At 39.3% G+C, this 14,904-nt stretch carries 16 protein-coding genes; 9 read left to right on the plus strand and 7 right to left on the minus strand.

Translation table 11 applies throughout. The features are described 5' to 3' along the window. Positions 1 to 189: 189 nt before the first annotated feature. From EKQ44_RS17565 to EKQ44_RS17580, 4 genes are all read left to right on the plus strand, one after another. A complete protein-coding gene (locus tag EKQ44_RS17565) occupies positions 190 to 720 on the plus strand; it encodes a hypothetical protein (protein ID WP_237664857.1) in 531 nt (176 codons plus the stop codon). A 131-nt stretch (positions 721 to 851) separates the two neighbouring features. Further along, positions 852 to 1,349, plus strand: coding sequence for a DinB family protein (locus EKQ44_RS17570; protein ID WP_237664858.1), 498 nt, complete (start codon positions 852 to 854; stop codon positions 1,347 to 1,349). 78 nt (positions 1,350 to 1,427) lie between these two features. Further along, positions 1,428 to 2,117, plus strand: a complete 690-nt coding sequence (locus tag EKQ44_RS17575; RefSeq protein ID WP_237664859.1) for an aspartate/glutamate racemase family protein — start codon at positions 1,428 to 1,430, stop codon at positions 2,115 to 2,117. A 25-nt stretch (positions 2,118 to 2,142) separates the two neighbouring features. Next, on the plus strand, positions 2,143 to 2,532 hold the full coding sequence (locus EKQ44_RS17580; protein WP_237664860.1) for an ASCH domain-containing protein: 390 nt from the start codon (positions 2,143 to 2,145) through the stop codon (positions 2,530 to 2,532). Between the two features lie 68 nt (positions 2,533 to 2,600). On the opposite strand, the gene EKQ44_RS17585 is transcribed toward EKQ44_RS17580, so the two are convergent. Next, positions 2,601 to 3,041, minus strand: a complete 441-nt coding sequence (locus tag EKQ44_RS17585) for a hypothetical protein (RefSeq protein ID WP_237664861.1) — start codon at positions 3,039 to 3,041, stop codon at positions 2,601 to 2,603. A gap of 195 nt (positions 3,042 to 3,236) precedes the next feature. Between EKQ44_RS17585 and EKQ44_RS17590 the strand changes: the two genes are divergently transcribed. Further along, positions 3,237 to 3,746, plus strand: coding sequence for a DUF421 domain-containing protein (locus EKQ44_RS17590; RefSeq protein WP_237664862.1), 510 nt, complete (start codon positions 3,237 to 3,239; stop codon positions 3,744 to 3,746). A gap of 214 nt (positions 3,747 to 3,960) precedes the next feature. Here the strand turns inward: EKQ44_RS17590 and EKQ44_RS17595 are convergent, their stop codons facing one another. From EKQ44_RS17595 to EKQ44_RS17605, 3 genes are all read right to left on the minus strand, one after another. Then, positions 3,961 to 4,419, minus strand: coding sequence for a hypothetical protein (locus tag EKQ44_RS17595; RefSeq protein WP_237664863.1), 459 nt, complete (start codon positions 4,417 to 4,419; stop codon positions 3,961 to 3,963). 2 nt (positions 4,420 to 4,421) lie between these two features. After that, positions 4,422 to 5,210: a hypothetical protein gene (locus EKQ44_RS17600; RefSeq protein ID WP_237664864.1), complete on the minus strand. Its 789-nt coding sequence runs from the start codon at positions 5,208 to 5,210 to the stop codon at positions 4,422 to 4,424. A gap of 221 nt (positions 5,211 to 5,431) precedes the next feature. Continuing rightward, positions 5,432 to 5,923 carry a CBO0543 family protein gene (locus EKQ44_RS17605; protein WP_237664865.1) on the minus strand — a complete coding sequence of 164 codons (492 nt, stop codon included), beginning with the start codon at positions 5,921 to 5,923 and terminating at the stop codon, positions 5,432 to 5,434. Between the two features lie 1,055 nt (positions 5,924 to 6,978). Here EKQ44_RS17605 and EKQ44_RS21590 point away from each other — a divergent pair. After that, entirely contained in the window at positions 6,979 to 7,134 is a 156-nt protein-coding gene (locus EKQ44_RS21590) for a YetF domain-containing protein (protein ID WP_331254669.1), read from the plus strand. A gap of 435 nt (positions 7,135 to 7,569) precedes the next feature. On the opposite strand, the gene lgt is transcribed toward EKQ44_RS21590, so the two are convergent. The 3 genes from lgt to EKQ44_RS17630 are packed head-to-tail and all read right to left on the minus strand — an operon-like array spanning position 7,570 to position 10,793. Continuing rightward, on the minus strand, positions 7,570 to 8,394 hold the full coding sequence (gene lgt / locus EKQ44_RS17620) for a prolipoprotein diacylglyceryl transferase (RefSeq protein WP_237664866.1): 825 nt from the start codon (positions 8,392 to 8,394) through the stop codon (positions 7,570 to 7,572). Between the two features lie 48 nt (positions 8,395 to 8,442). Beyond that, on the minus strand, positions 8,443 to 9,531 hold the full coding sequence (locus EKQ44_RS17625; RefSeq protein WP_237664971.1) for a class II aldolase/adducin family protein: 1,089 nt from the start codon (positions 9,529 to 9,531) through the stop codon (positions 8,443 to 8,445). A 35-nt stretch (positions 9,532 to 9,566) separates the two neighbouring features. Continuing rightward, positions 9,567 to 10,793: a zinc-dependent alcohol dehydrogenase gene (locus EKQ44_RS17630; protein ID WP_237664867.1), complete on the minus strand. Its 1,227-nt coding sequence runs from the start codon at positions 10,791 to 10,793 to the stop codon at positions 9,567 to 9,569. Positions 10,794 to 11,093: 300 nt separating this feature from the next. Between EKQ44_RS17630 and EKQ44_RS17635 the strand changes: the two genes are divergently transcribed. The 3 genes from EKQ44_RS17635 to EKQ44_RS17645 all read left to right on the plus strand — a co-directional run bounded on the left by EKQ44_RS17635 (position 11,094) and on the right by EKQ44_RS17645 (position 14,611). Beyond that, on the plus strand, positions 11,094 to 11,990 hold the full coding sequence (locus EKQ44_RS17635; RefSeq protein ID WP_331254670.1) for a diacylglycerol/lipid kinase family protein: 897 nt from the start codon (positions 11,094 to 11,096) through the stop codon (positions 11,988 to 11,990). A gap of 623 nt (positions 11,991 to 12,613) precedes the next feature. Then, positions 12,614 to 13,453: an MBL fold metallo-hydrolase gene (locus EKQ44_RS17640; RefSeq protein ID WP_237664869.1), complete on the plus strand. Its 840-nt coding sequence runs from the start codon at positions 12,614 to 12,616 to the stop codon at positions 13,451 to 13,453. A 24-nt stretch (positions 13,454 to 13,477) separates the two neighbouring features. After that, positions 13,478 to 14,611: a zinc-dependent alcohol dehydrogenase gene (locus tag EKQ44_RS17645; RefSeq protein WP_237664870.1), complete on the plus strand. Its 1,134-nt coding sequence runs from the start codon at positions 13,478 to 13,480 to the stop codon at positions 14,609 to 14,611. Positions 14,612 to 14,904: the final 293 nt, after the last annotated feature.

Consider the following 14,904-nt stretch of genomic DNA (forward strand, 5'->3'; position numbering starts at 1 on the left):
ACAGCAAAACTATTTTTCTATAAGTTTTTCTGCTTCCATTACATTTACGGGTGTAATAGCCTCTTTTGTCATAAAATAAACTATTTTGTTGAAATCTATTTCAAAATAGAATCTTCCAAATTATGAAAACGAAACATTATTACTCGTTAATCGTATAGGTAGTAAAGTTTATTGAATGGGGAATCTTTCATGAAAAGAATGAAGGTTTTATTAATATTGGCTTTAGTTTTCAGTGTTTTTGTCGCTTGTGCACAAATTCATTCTGTTCATCCATTCCCTAAGGATATGGAAGGAATAGAAGAATTTCCTTATCCATTTAAACTACCAACATATCTACCCTACAGTGTAGAAAAAGTGGAAATAGTTGATTACATGCAGACAGTTGAAACACTACCGGATGATATTGCCCAAACACAAGCGAATGACTTCGTTTTAACCGTTGGGGTGAAAGGGGCTTCTGGTGAGAATCTATTATTTATAGAGATTAAGCCATTTGAAGAATTAAATGAAATAAAAGAAAATAATAGTGAAGTTATCTTATCAAATAACGATACTCAGGCTAAATATTCCTATAGGGAAGATTCGCAAACGATGACATGGAACGATAAGGAGTTAAATTATAGTATCATTGGGTTTCTTTCCAGTAATGGCAACAAATTATATGAACGAAAAGAACTAGAAAAGATGGCAAACTCTTTTGAAGTTTACAACACCAAATAGTCGGCGCGCCTGTCGCTTGTACTAGATTATTTTTTTGTAAGCACGAGAGAAGCGGATGGTTGGCAGAACGTGGTAGAATTAGTGGAAGGGTTTAAAAAGGAAGAGTTTTCCTAATTTAAGGAGGGAATGGAATGTTTACTTCAGTAAATGATTTTTTAAATGAATGGAAACAAGAAGCTACTGTTACCCAAAAAGTGTTGGATGCGCTGACAGATGAATCGTTGAATCAGGAAGTATCCCCGGGATTATACAGTGTTGGAAGCCTTGCTTGGCATATTACAGGATCCGCATACTACTTTCCTGCTCAGGTCGGGTTAAGATTTGAGGTTCCTGACATCCAAAAAGAGACCCCAAAATCAGCTGCTGAAATCAGCGAGGCCTACAAAACAATCAGTCAGCGCTTTACACAAGCATTTTCTGAACAAATTACAGATGAAACGATGAACAAAGTTGTGAATTTATTTGGTGGAGACATGCCACTTCAGGCTGTATTCCGTCTGCTGATCCAACATCAGGCACATCATCGTGGTCAATTGACTGTCCTTATGAGACAAGCTGACTTGAAAGTTCCTGGAGTGTATGGTCCTAGTAAAGAAGAATGGGAAGCAATGAATGCTCAAAAGAGCTGATATCGTCATGATGCAATAAGCCGGCCTACGCCGGTTTTTTGTATTGGCTGTTATTTTAAACTTAATGGAGGGGATAAAATGAAGGTTATTGGACTTATTGGCGGAATGAGTTGGGAATCTTCTGTTGAGTATTATCGGATGATCAATCAAGAGATTAAGAGAAGATTGGGGGGATTACATTCCGCGAAATGTTTATTATACAGTGTTGATTTTCATGAAATAGAACGTTACCAATCAGAAGGCGCCTGGGAAAAGGCCGGTGAAGTGTTAGGTGATGCTGCGCGTTCTTTAGAAATGGGGGGAGCAGACTTTATTGTCATTTGTACCAATACAATGCACAAAGTTGTAAAGGACATCGAGTCAAAAATAACCATTCCGCTATTGCATATCGCAGATGCAACCGCAGCCCAAATCAAGGAGAAAGGTATAGATTCGGTTGGATTATTAGGCACAAGGTACACCATGGAGCAAGACTTTTATAAATCTCGCTTAGAGAGGAACGGAATAAAAGTTATTGTACCAAATGAAAAGGAAAGAGAAATTATAAACAAAGTCATTTATGAAGAGTTATGTTTAGGTGACATTCAACAAAAATCAAGGGATTACTATAAGAAAGTCATCCAAGGCTTAATTGAATCTGGTGCCAAAGGGATTATCTTAGGCTGTACTGAAATTGGACTATTGATAAAACCGGAGGATTCAGATGTTCCTCTATTTGACACAGCCTACATCCATGCTTTGGAGGCGGTGAATATGTCCTTAGAATGAGAAATGCAAATTAGGGGTGGAAGAAATGAAGAAAATGACGTTATGGGGAAGAGATGAACAGGACGATAGATTGCTTTTAGAAGTCATAAGAGGAGAGAAAACCGCAACATGTACTCCGAAAGTTTGGTATTATGACTCCCCAGAAGAACCACCTACGGAAGTAGGGGATCTCGTTGCGGTATATGACCAACAAGGGAACCACAGGTGTACCATCTTGATTACGGAAAACTATGAGATTACTTTCGGGGATGTAGACGAGAGGATTGCAAAAGCAGAAAACGTTAAATCAGTAGAGGAGTTCCGGCAAGACCACATCGTTAGCTGGAAAGAAGCGTTACGACATGAGGGTATTGGTTTAGATGATAATACCATCATAGTTGTAGAGCACTTTGAGTTAGTGGAGGTAATTGCCTAATAAAGAGTTGGAGGGACAGATACTGTGACCCGATGGTAAAAAAGTGCCCTCCCTTTCTCAACAAGTAATCACTCGCCTCCCGAAACCGAACGAAAGGATACCTCTTTTCCGTTATGAAAAAGTTTGACTATATCATACTCTTTGTTGAGGTTTACTCTATAAATGCGGCTATGTTCCGATGACGAACTCGATAGGTCAGTGGTTTCTTCACTCGTATAGAGTATGTTTAAAACATCCTTCTCGATATCAACATCAAAGTCAGTAAGAATTTCAGCTTTCTCACCCTGTACAACATTGGAGGAATTGAAGTATACAAACATGGAGTTATTCGCGTTATCCATATAAAGGTGCGCGCCATTATCCGCTTCTACACTTTCAAAATAAGCGAGAATCTCCTTGCTTAAATCCCCTTGTGTTACATTTAAATAGTTCACTGAAGTAGCTGTGTAACTACATCCACCTAATACCAATACTGCGATATAAAATAATAATAACCCCATTCTCCTCATCTTAATTCCCCCTCATTTAGTATATTTTACCATGAAACTACATGGAGTTTCTTAAAAATCTTACATCACTAATAATCTGTCCTTGTCCTCTCCGCATTGCATTTCCAACCAGGAATCAAACTTTATTTTTGTAACGTTTGTATTTTCATCAAAGGGGAAAAAGCAATCATATAGTAAAAAAACAGGGGTGTTCAAATGTTTTTTAGTGGGATTGAGCCCATCGTAAGAACTTTATTGATAGGATTTCTGGCATATATAGGCTTGATTTTAGTTTTAAGAATTTCCGGAAAGAGAACGCTTACTAAAATGAATGCATTTGATCTTGTTGTTACAGTGGCGATCGGGTCGACACTAGCAACTATTCTACTGAGCAAGGATGTAGCTTTAGCGGAAGGATTCACGGCATTCATTCTTTTGATTGGGATGCAATATATCATAACTTGGTTGTCCGTCCGTTCTGACTTTTTCAGTGGCATGATAAAGTCTAGTCCAGAGCTTTTGTATTATAATGGAGCATTTCTAAAAAAGGTGATGAAAAAAGAAAGGATATTGGAAAAAGAGATTCTCCAGGCTGCAAGGTCAAGTGGAATCAAGTCGATGAATGAAGTAGAAGCTGTCGTATTAGAAACGGATGGAAGGATATCGGTGATAAAAAAGGCCGAAAAGAAGGAGGATTCCACTTTGATGGATTTGAAAGGGGAATAGTGTCTAGGAACAGCAGTGCTTTTCTCAGAAATAAAAGAAATGGGTGATTGTTGTAACGGGTCTGATCCCTATCACATCTTCGATTGGGCGCTATCCTTTAGCAAGGATCAGCGCTCATTTTTATGCTAGGGCCAGATTACGGAGCACGATAGTAGCAAATACATATTACAAGGATAAGAAAGAAGAGCTTCCTCAGAAGGTCTTATTCGTTTATTTATATTATTTTTGCCACTCCCAATGCATAGTGACTAAATAATATATTCTCTACAACCTCTCCTTGAGATTCTTCACATTCAATGATTACAATTATTTCGGATTGGAATCCCTTTAGAAGTCTTCTCTGCTTTTTTAATATGATTTCTGTAAATAGACGAATAATAACCCCTATTATAAATCCAATCGCTGCACCAATAAGTCCCCAGTATATGGGTCCCCATGCTAATCTAAATCCTATGCTTGCTCCAATAACTGATAATGCAGTACCTAACGCTGCGCCAATATCAATCAGCGATGTCCCATCTGATCGATGGAGTGTATCAAATACTTTATGTGTCTCCTTTCTATTATCAAGAGGAACTACAAAGATACTTTCCTTTTTTATACCCTTTTTCTCTAACGTATTGAGTGCCATTTCTAGATGAATGGTATGTTCAAAAGTTGAATATAGTTGCATAATTAATTCACCTTTTTTCCTTTTAATACTCGAAAAGAAGAAGATTGGTAATTGTTGATGAAAAAGGAGCGTTGTTCTTTATCGTAAAGTTTGTTGTTTTCCACTGTATTGGCATATGAATCATATATAGAAAAGCCATAAAGGGAAGGGAGGAATAACAGCCACTGAGGGTTAAGAACTGAGGTAGCTTTAGCAATATCTCCTAAGAATAATAATACGACAGCATCCCCTAAATGAGAAAAATAAAAAAAGATAACATTCCAAACAATAACAAAGAAAGCTGTAATAATTCTATGAATATAAAGTTGACCTAACCCAGGAATAAAAAGGGACCAGATTATAGCCATTACAGGATTTCTTTTATCTAGATAATTGATCTCCATCGAACCTATACTAAATGTATTAAATTTATGTTCTTCGCGATCAGCCACTATATAGATCTTATTTAAATCAACGGTTGTACGATAGCTATCCCAGATGGCAAATATATACACAGGAATGTAAATCAGCAACCACTGTGTGTCTAACACTTCTTTTGCTAAATTAATTTCCCCTTGAAAAGAGTAAACCATAGCAAGATTAACATGTGCCTTAATATTAATTACAACTTCCCATAAAAGTAATACAAGGCCACGTAAATACTTGGACAGTAGTAAGTGGCCAAATCCAGGAAAGGCTGCACTCCACCATGCGATTATATAGGGGTTTCTGAGGTGTATTTGAGTAGTTCCTAAAACACTAACGTGAGCCCGATATCTTCTAGCTGTATTGTCATTATTATAATTATCCATGAAGTACTCCCTGAATATTTTTTATCTTGTTATTTATCCCCTTAAAGGAATCATGTATACAAACAATGGATTTCTAAGGCGCATAATTAATGGGGGGGGAAATAGGACACCTCAATAAGTGGAATCCTTCAAGCAATCCCAATTCACGAATTTAAAGACATTCTAGAGATATGTGAAATGAGTAGTAACGTTTATCGCACGGAAAAAATCCAGAGATTACTCTAAGTATTCTCTGGAACACGAGTATTATCAGCTCCTCTAACCAATGCAATAAAAGTACGGGAAACGAGAAAAGTCAAGCTCATGGTTAAAAAGCTATGATAAATATTCCAACCATTTTTAAATTTGATGAGACTTGTACGCTTTTCAAAAAAGTTTTCGAGTATAGTCATTGGGACACTGAAGTAAAATGTTTTTACAATAATCAAGAAGAGATTGGACGACTTAGTGATTTGGTTATAGTAAACACATACCACTGGAAAAAGTAAATAATCAAAAATAACGCTAATATCAAACCATTTAACTAATTTAACAGGATACATTATTTTATTTTTAGTGACTAATGTCTTATCTAGGATGGTTGAGATATATCCTTTAAATAGGAAAATCAATAGCCAATCTTTAGCTGGAGGTTTCCTAATTAAATTGACAAACATAATTAATCCAAGGACCAATAGGAATCTTAGAGTGTTTTTTTCAAAACGCTGTGTCATTATTCTTGCCCCACTTTTTTATAAAAGTTGAATTAGATAAAAACAACCTAACATAATAGAATTCGCTTTTTGTATCAACAAAGATCTTTTAATTATTGTTCTTTACAATTTGATAGTAAACCCGTTTCTTGAGTCAAATGATTGTTAGAAGCTTAAACTCTACACTGTAGGCGGTAAATATTACGGCGGCAACTACTACCTATCTGTTGTGATAACAACTATGATTTCCTTAATGAATTTAATTATGTTATTTTAAATCTTATTTTGTGACAGGTCACCGAACCCGTTATGATTGTTGTCCGTTTTTTCTTGTCTAAAGACATGAAAATTACAGTATCCATAGCTCAAAAAGCTGCCGTGACAGGACATTGAACAGCCATGGCAGGCGAAGAACTGGCAAGCGGACTAACTAAACTTGTGGAAGACTTTGAATCAGTCGCCATCCCAGACTATGGAAAATACGTATAAACACCTACATCCACCTAATACCAATACTGCGATGCAAAACAGTAAAAACCCCATTCTACTCATCATGAATCCCCCTTCATTTTGTATATTTCACCATAAAAATACATGAAATTCCTTGAAAATTTTACATCACTAAAAATCTCGCCTTGCCCTTTTCACATTGCATGTTAAACCAGGAATCAAGCATTATTTTTGTAACGTTTGTATTTTTTTCATAGGGGAGAAAGTCATATAAAAAAACAGGGGAGTTCAAAAGTTTTTTAGTGGGATTGAACTCATCGGAAGAACTTTATTGATAGGATTTCTGGCATATATAGGCTTGATTTTAGTTTTAAGAATTTCCGGAATGAGAACGCTTACTAAAATGAATGCATTTGATCTTGTTGTTACAGTGGCGATCGGGTCGACACTATCGACAATTCCACTGAGTAAGGATGTAGCTTAGCGGAAGGGTTGAAGGCATTCATTCTTTTAATTGGGATGCAATATATCATAACTTGGTTGTCCGTACGATCTGACTTTTTCAATGGCATGATAAAATCTAGTCCAGAACTTCTGTATTACAATGGAGCATTCCTAAAAAAGGTGTGAAAAAAGAAAGGATACTCGAAAAAGAGGTTCTCCAGGCTGCAAGGTCAAGTGGAATCAAGTCGATGAATGAAGTAGAAGCAGTTGTATTAGAAACGGATGGAAGGATATCGGTGATAAAAAGTCTGAAGAAAATGAGGATCCAACATGGATGAATGTGAATAAGTAATAAACTTATGCAGCCCTTTGAAGAAATAGACCTTCAGACTGCAAAGAAAGAAAAGACTTACAGAGTTTTCTGTAAGTCTCAGTTTCTAGACAAAGCTAAAAAGAAGGTAGTTTTCTAGTTGATCGCAGTGGAAGGAGCGAAGACTCCTGCGGGAGGCTTCCGGACTGCCCGCGGAAAGCGAAGCGCCTGCAACGCAGATCACTTCTTCTAGAGATAACCTAACCAGTTTATAGTTTCTCAACAGTCTGAAACTTAAAGAGTTTTCTGTAAGTCTGCAAATTGATGAGCAAGAATACTCCTGTAAATAACTTATCTAATTTTAGAAAATTTGAGTGTGCTAAACGAAAATGATCATTAGAGCCTTAACCATTAGGTAATGGTCATCAATGGAATCAATTTTTACAAGTTTAAATAATTCATTTCATTCAGACAAGCTATTATCAAGGTATCGAACTTCTGCATACCCTTTTTTTCGGCGGTACCAACAAATCATGACGGCAGTAAGAATCAATACTAAAGACATGACTTGGGCAATGCGCAGGTTTTCTGTGAGCATCAAGCTGTCCGTCCTCATTCCTTCTATAAAAAAGCGGCCTATAGAATAGTAGGTGAGATAAGTTAAAAATAGCTCCCCTCTCCTTAAGTTAGCTCGCCGTAGGGAAATGAGAATGATAAACCCTAAAAAATTCCAAATGGATTCGTATAAAAACGTCGGATGATAATATGTACCATCAATGTACATCTGATTTATTATAAAATCAGGTAAGTATAGATTCTCAAGAAATGCTCTAGTTACGGGGCCACCATGAGCTTCCTGATTAATAAAGTTTCCCCATCTACCTATTGCTTGTCCTAGAATAAGGCTTGGTGCAAGAATGTCGGCAAGCTTCCAGAAGGAAATGCCCCTATACATTGCAAATAGGAAGATTGATAGGACTGCACCTGTCAACACCCCGTGCATAGCCAAGCCACCCTTCCAGATTGCGATTATTTCATTGGGATGCTTTGAATAATAATCCCATCGGAAAATGACATAATATATGCGTGCAAAGATGATGGAAACTGGAAGGGCAAAGAAAACGAGATCAAGGAAAGTATCTTTAGGAAGATTCCGGCGTTCACTCTCCCTTATAATTAACCATAGACCAAGGAAAATACCTCCAGTGATGATGGCTCCATACCAGTACACATTTATCGGGCCAATACTAAATAAAACCCTATCGATCGGTTCACCAATTTTATTCATTTTCTCATGCCTTTCTTTAACTATTTCAAAAGTGGAAAAGCTTAATATTTATCCCATCGGAATTTGAGAAACGACCTGTCCATCAATACGCTCGAATATCTCTTCCAAATTTCGTCCAGTAATGGTCAGGCCATGATTTTTCAGTCCAATAACCGCCCGTGAAGGGTCTTCCGCTTTTCTTACCAGGTCTGCTACGGTTTCGGCCAATTGAATCGTGCCACAAGGGTAGTTGATCTCTGTTGCTTCAATCCCATCCATCCATGCATGAATATGGACAATCGCCCCTACATCTGGGTGTTCTTTATAAATCATCCAATGTTCAATGGCATCAACCGAAGCCCTTTTTGGCGTTATTTTTGGAGGGACACTCACTTCCATTGCATTTCTATTCGGGTTAAACCCTTTTATAAATAAAATATCTTGTCCGATTACTCGCATGTCAGCCTTGTTGACACCGCTCGCACTCATCCAAAATGTTTGACCATCGTGTCTGCTGCTGAGATTCCCATAGCTTAGTCCGCCAATACCATACAATTTTTTTAGCTGTCGCATGTCCCGTTTGGATAAATAGTTTTCAAGTGGAAACGGGGCCGGGAGCAAATTCATTTGATCCAGTTTCTGTCCCGAGGCATACATTTTTTTAGTGATCTCGTTTCCTTTCCATAATTGATAGTCCAAATCCTCTGCAAAAAGGTTGTCAATGATCAATTGTGCAGAGGCAACGGGTTCAAGCCTGCTATAAGTCCGATTGAAAAAGTCTTCCTCATCTCCATCCTTATAACTTATTTTGTAGAATCCTTGTTCAGGAGTGATAAAATATACATCTGTGTTTTCGTTGGTGTGGACAATATATATTAAGTGGTTGGCTAAAGAGCGTATAAGATATGGATACGCAGCTTCAAATATATCCTCGATCTCTTTATCCATCTCCATAATGGATACAACAAAGGTCGCCTGAGATTTCCTGCGATAAGGACGCGGTTTTTCCTGGTTGATCACATTAAACACAATCCCGATACCATCATCTGAGTCTTCACAAAACTGATAACCTTTTGTTGAGAATTTCTTCTTTAACCCTTCTGTATACCATGTCAGAAACGGAGTTTTTTCGCATCCTGATATTGTGAATTTCTTCATTTTCATTTCAATCATTCCTCCTATGTAGAATTGAGCTATGATGGTTCAAAAACGACTTTAATCGCTGAACGGCTTTTTTTATTTGAGGCTGTGACAAGTGCATCCTGGTATTCTTCCAAAGGATATCGGTGAGTCACAAGCGGTGATAAATCCACTTTTTTAGAACGCATTAAATCAATGGCAATTTCGAAGGTGCGGACATTTTCCCCTTTGTATAACTCTGTACTATAAGCGAAGCTCCCTTTCACATCCAACTCATTTAGCCAGACCGTCGTCCAATCAATTCCATCAATGATACCTGCCAAACCCAGTAGAACCACTTTCCCGCCATTTCGAGTAAATCGTAGGGCATCACTAATACTCTGCTTCTTCCCCACACATTCAAACACCATGTTCGCTCCCCCCTGAATCACTTCCGGTCCGAAAAGGGGCTTGAGTAATTGCGCTCCAAGTGAATCCTTTAAATCCTCTACATATTTTTGTTTTCGTAGCAGTACTGTCTCAGTCGCACCATAATGGGAAGCTAGTTCGGCTTGAAATGGATGCTTGACAAGTGCCACAATTCTGCATGGAATATCCAATGCCCTTATAGCGGCAATTACGCATAAGCCGATTACTCCACCCCCGATTACCAATACCGTATCGTCTTTTTTTGGTGGATTCCTAAGTACACTGTGTAAAGCACAGCTGAATGGCTCGACCATGACTCCGTTCAAATCATCAATTTCTTCTGGGAGTTTATAAACCTGATTTTTGTGAGCCACTAATATAGAACTCCAGCCACCTCCAGTCTCACGACAAGCACCTATCAATAATCCTGGTGACAAGATTCCTTCTGTCTTAAATTCACACAAGCTGTAATCGCCTTTTTGGCAGGAGGGACAAGGTTCTTTGATCCCCCTTGCTACACAAGATAATATCGGATCCACAACAACTCGATCTCCTTGTTTGAATTCCGTACCTAATGAACTTCCCTCAGTAATTACCCCAACGATTTCATGACCTATAGTGAAAGGAAAAGATACATAGGGGGAAGTGGCAGGACTATCATTTAAAGAAAGTAGATTAAGGTCACTACCACAAATGCCGCCGTATTTGACTTTTATTTTTACCCAGTCTTCATTAGGAAGCTCCGGCTCAGACTGTTCAAGGAACCGTAAACAGGATAGCCTGGTATTCCAATATACTGATGGAATAAAGCCTCCGACCAATTTGGTTATCAGATAACGGGGCATTTTATAATTGAATTGCAAAGCCTTCATCCTACATCACCTCACTTCATCCATGTTTTTATTTTTATATAATCTCACCTATCAATTCCTTTTATATTCATAATTTAGATAAATATGGAAGAAAAATATAAAACAATGTAGCACACGCATAAATAATAAAAAGAATACCAATAGCATTAATGGAGGGTAAATTTTAGCGTGATTCATCATCAGCCCTCTATCAAATGCTCTTGGGATTTTTATGTTCAACCAGTTGATAAGTCTGATATGGAATCAAAAGAGTATAACCATCATGAAACTCGGCTATAATTTTGTAAAAAACTTGAATAGGTGAGACTTTTGTATTGTTTTATTGTCAATAAAGCATCAGGTAACGGTAGAGCTTATAAAATTTGGAACAAAATAGAGAAAATGCTTGTAGAAAGAGAGATTGCGTACTGTGTATATTTTACACAGAAGCCTAAACACGCTACTTTATTGGTGAGAGAACTGATCAGGAAAGAAGAAGTGAAAGTCATTGTGGCCGTTGGTGGTGATGGGACTGTCCATGAAGTGATTAATGGGTTAATAGGTTCTGATGTGCCTTTTGGAATCATTCCTGCCGGTTCTGGAAATGATTTTTCCAAAGGTCTAGGTATATCGTCAAAATATGAGAAGGCTTTGGAGCGAATATTAAATGGTAGACCGAAACACATCGATATAGGATGTGTGAACTCTACCTATTTTGTTACAGTGGCAGGAATAGGGTTTGACGGGGAGGTGGCTCATGTCGCCAATACTTCCATATATAAAAAAGTATTCAATTACTTTCGGCTTGGTCACATTACCTATCTAATGAGTGCCATTAAAGTGCTTACTCAGTATAGGCCGATGGATATATCTATTAGGATCGATAAAGATCTTCACACATTCAAGAAGGTATGGCTGATAGCAGTAGCTAATCTACCTTTTTACGGTGGTGGACTTATCATTTGCCCAAAGGCTAAGAATAATGACGGGGTTTTTGATATATGTATTGTTCAGGGCATTTCCAAACTAGAGTTTTTGCGTCTTTTTCCATCAGTCTTTAAAGGCAAGCACATTGATTCTCCTTTAATAAAAACGTATAGAGGAAAAGAGCTCGAAATACATTCCACCATGCCGTTAAAAATTCATGGAGATGGAGAACAGATTGGAAAATGTCCCGCCCATATTAAAATTATTCCCTTTGCTTTGAATGTTTTATAGAAAAAGCAAACCAGGGAATCACGTACCCCTATATCCAGGCCTACATGGAATAGGGGTTTTCTCTGAGGTTTAATCCTTTTTTTCCATATCTTTCAAAGCTGCTTCATAATCAAATTCGACTAGTGCCACTGTCATCTCGATGATGGTTCTAAAAAATCCTGTTATCAACTTGATCATTCGCCTTATAAGTCCTTTCTTAGGTAGAATTTAGCTTTCTTTAACCTTAAACAAAAAGCAATCAACTGAGTAGCAAAGGAAAAAGCAACATCTCCAATGTAATGCAACAAAACCTAAGCATCCCATCACACCCCTGACATACTGATTTTTTATAATATGAACAGTAGATTTACCGATTATACATAAAAAGCATATTGAAATAGCTGTAATACTATCCCCAACCTAACCATTTGAAGGGATCGTGGTTAAACTCCATAGAAACTGAACGCCGATCCTCCTGATTCAAAAGAGACAGAGAAAATATTCAATCAAGCAATAAGAGATTATGGTATCCTAGGCCCAAAAAACATGTGGTTATTTTCCCTCTTTAAACAAATACTATCCAAAGTATCCTTTAGAAGAGTAAGGCTGATCTTGGATAAGAGCAAAATAGGGGTGTTGAAATAATGGATCATATTGATATGAACTACAGCAAGGACAATAAATTCATTCCGGTCACTTCAATTTCCGCGCATTCTGGGCATGAGGTCACGGAGGATTTATATTATTACACGAATCAAGTGGTGAACGTTTGCCTTTACGGAAATTCGGAGAGTTGGGTGCTGATTGATACAGGGATGCCGAAGTCTGCACGAGAGCTCCTTTCCATGGTGGAGAACCATTTAGGCAAAGGTGCCCGCCCGAAAGCAATTATTTTGACGCATGGTCATTTTGATCATGTGGGGGCATCGGTGGAGCTTGCGCGGCATTGGAACGTTCCGGTGTATGCGCATGAGTTGGAGATTCCGTACCTGACCGGCAAAAGCGATTACCCAGAGCCAGATCCGAGTGTGGAAGGGGGACTTGTTGCGAAAGTGTCTTCCTATTTTCCCAACGAATCGACTGATCTCAGCGGACATGTCCATGCACTCCCTGCAGACGGGACCGTACCGGGTATGGATGGCTGGCGCTGGATTCATACCCCAGGTCATTCACCGGGGCATGTCGCACTTTTCCGGGAGGCAGACCGGACCCTCATCGCAGGAGATGCCTTTGTCACTGTAAGGCAGGATTCCCTCTATAAAGTGCTTGTGCAGCAACAGGAAGTCTGCGGACCGCCACGATATTTTACGACAGACTGGAAAGCGGCGTGGGAATCGGTGAAAAAGCTAGAAGCGTTAAAGCCGCGTGTTGCCGTGACGGGACATGGAACAGCCATGGCAGGCGAAGAACTTGCAAGCGGACTAACCAAATTGGTGGAAGACTTTGAATCAGTCGCCATCCCGGACTATGGAAAATACGTATAATCACCTATATTCAAGGAGGACATCATGAGAGCAGTTACGTACCAAGGGAAAAACACAGTAGTGGTAAAAAAAGTAGAAGCCCCGAAAATTCAGGATCGTGAAGATGTTATTATCCGGATAACGTCCACCGCTATCTGTGGGTCAGATCTTCATCTGTATCAAGGGAACTTCCCATTACCAATAGGCTATATCATCGGCCATGAACCGATGGGAATTGTGGAGGAAGTGGGACCGGACGTGACAAAGGTGAAAAAGGGAGATCGGGTGGTCATCCCATTCACCGTCGCGTGCGGGAGATGCCATTACTGTGAACACGAGCTGGAAAGCCAATGCGATAACTCTAACCCGCACTATGACTCCGGCGGTTATTTTGGATACTCCGAGAAATTCGGTAATCATCCAGGAGGACAAGCCGAATACCTGCGCGTGCCATTTGGCAACTTTACGCCATTCGTCATCCCGGAGGATTGCGAACTGGAGGATGAATCGCTCCTGCTTTTATCAGATGTGCTGCCAACTGCCTACTGGAGTGTGGTGAATGCCGGTGTGAAAGAGGGGGACACGGTTATTGTCCTAGGCTGCGGACCAGTTGGGCTCATGGCACAACAATTCGCCTGGCAACAAGGCGCCAAGCGGGTCATCGCCGTTGATTACATCGGCACCAGGCTGGAGCATTCCAAGCAACACATGCAAACAGAAGTCTTTGATTTCACTAAATACGACGACATGGGCGAAACCCTCAAGGAACTGACCAAAGGTGGGGCCGATGTCGTCATCGACTGTGTCGGGATGGACGGGAAAAAGTCCCCGCTGGAATGGGTCGAGCAAAAAATGAAGCTGCAAGGCGGAACACTTGGTCCGATCCAAATCGCAACCAAAGCGGTGCGCAAAGCAGGAACCCTGCAAATTACTGGCGTGTATGGTGGATTATACAACATGTTCCCGCTAGGGCCTTTTTTCAGCCGGAACATCAATATCAAGATGGGGCAGGCGCCGGCACGCCATTTTATGCCACATCTGTATGATCAAATTAAGAGTGGGAAGATTGATCCGACCAAGATCATTACACATAAAATGTCCTTGGATGAGGCAGCGCACGGATATGACATTTTTAACAAGAAAGAGGATGATTGTATTAAGGTTGTGTTGAAGCCTTAAGTGGGATGGGTTGAGGGGAGCAGGTTTCCTTAGCCCATTTTTATTTCATGTGGTAATTGGAATAGGTTCTTCATACGTATCATCCTCGACAAATGCCATCTTCTCAGAATAAGTAGCCATTTTGGGTGAGGAATTTCAGGTTCGGACAATTTTAATCTTCTTTCGGACAAAAAATGATGGAAATGAAGAGAGGTTCGGACAAAGTATGCAGGAGGTTCGGACACTTTTAGCAGGTTGAATTTTTAGTTCGGTCATTTTCGTGAAAACTTCGGTCAACTTTCCAAAATCTTCGG

This window comes from Sutcliffiella horikoshii, assembly GCF_021991925.1.
Lineage (GTDB): Bacteria > Bacillota > Bacilli > Bacillales > Bacillaceae_I > Sutcliffiella_A > Sutcliffiella_A horikoshii_F.

Coding starts and splice junctions, on each gene's coding strand:
- EKQ44_RS17565 (WP_237664857.1), top strand. CDS start 190: ATGAAAAGAATGAAGGTTTTATTAATATTGGCTTTAGTTTTCAGTGTT.
- EKQ44_RS17570 (WP_237664858.1), top strand. CDS start 852: ATGTTTACTTCAGTAAATGATTTTTTAAATGAATGGAAACAAGAAGCT.
- EKQ44_RS17575 (WP_237664859.1), top strand. CDS start 1,428: ATGAAGGTTATTGGACTTATTGGCGGAATGAGTTGGGAATCTTCTGTT.
- EKQ44_RS17580 (WP_237664860.1), top strand. CDS start 2,143: ATGAAGAAAATGACGTTATGGGGAAGAGATGAACAGGACGATAGATTG.
- EKQ44_RS17585 (WP_237664861.1), bottom strand. CDS start 3,041: ATGAGGAGAATGGGGTTATTATTATTTTATATCGCAGTATTGGTATTA.
- EKQ44_RS17590 (WP_237664862.1), top strand. CDS start 3,237: ATGTTTTTTAGTGGGATTGAGCCCATCGTAAGAACTTTATTGATAGGA.
- EKQ44_RS17595 (WP_237664863.1), bottom strand. CDS start 4,419: ATGCAACTATATTCAACTTTTGAACATACCATTCATCTAGAAATGGCA.
- EKQ44_RS17600 (WP_237664864.1), bottom strand. CDS start 5,210: ATGGATAATTATAATAATGACAATACAGCTAGAAGATATCGGGCTCAC.
- EKQ44_RS17605 (WP_237664865.1), bottom strand. CDS start 5,923: ATGACACAGCGTTTTGAAAAAAACACTCTAAGATTCCTATTGGTCCTT.
- lgt (WP_237664866.1), bottom strand. CDS start 8,394: ATGAATAAAATTGGTGAACCGATCGATAGGGTTTTATTTAGTATTGGC.
- EKQ44_RS17625 (WP_237664971.1), bottom strand. CDS start 9,531: ATGAAGAAATTCACAATATCAGGATGCGAAAAAACTCCGTTTCTGACA.
- EKQ44_RS17630 (WP_237664867.1), bottom strand. CDS start 10,793: ATGAAGGCTTTGCAATTCAATTATAAAATGCCCCGTTATCTGATAACC.
- EKQ44_RS17640 (WP_237664869.1), top strand. CDS start 12,614: ATGGATCATATTGATATGAACTACAGCAAGGACAATAAATTCATTCCG.
- EKQ44_RS17645 (WP_237664870.1), top strand. CDS start 13,478: ATGAGAGCAGTTACGTACCAAGGGAAAAACACAGTAGTGGTAAAAAAA.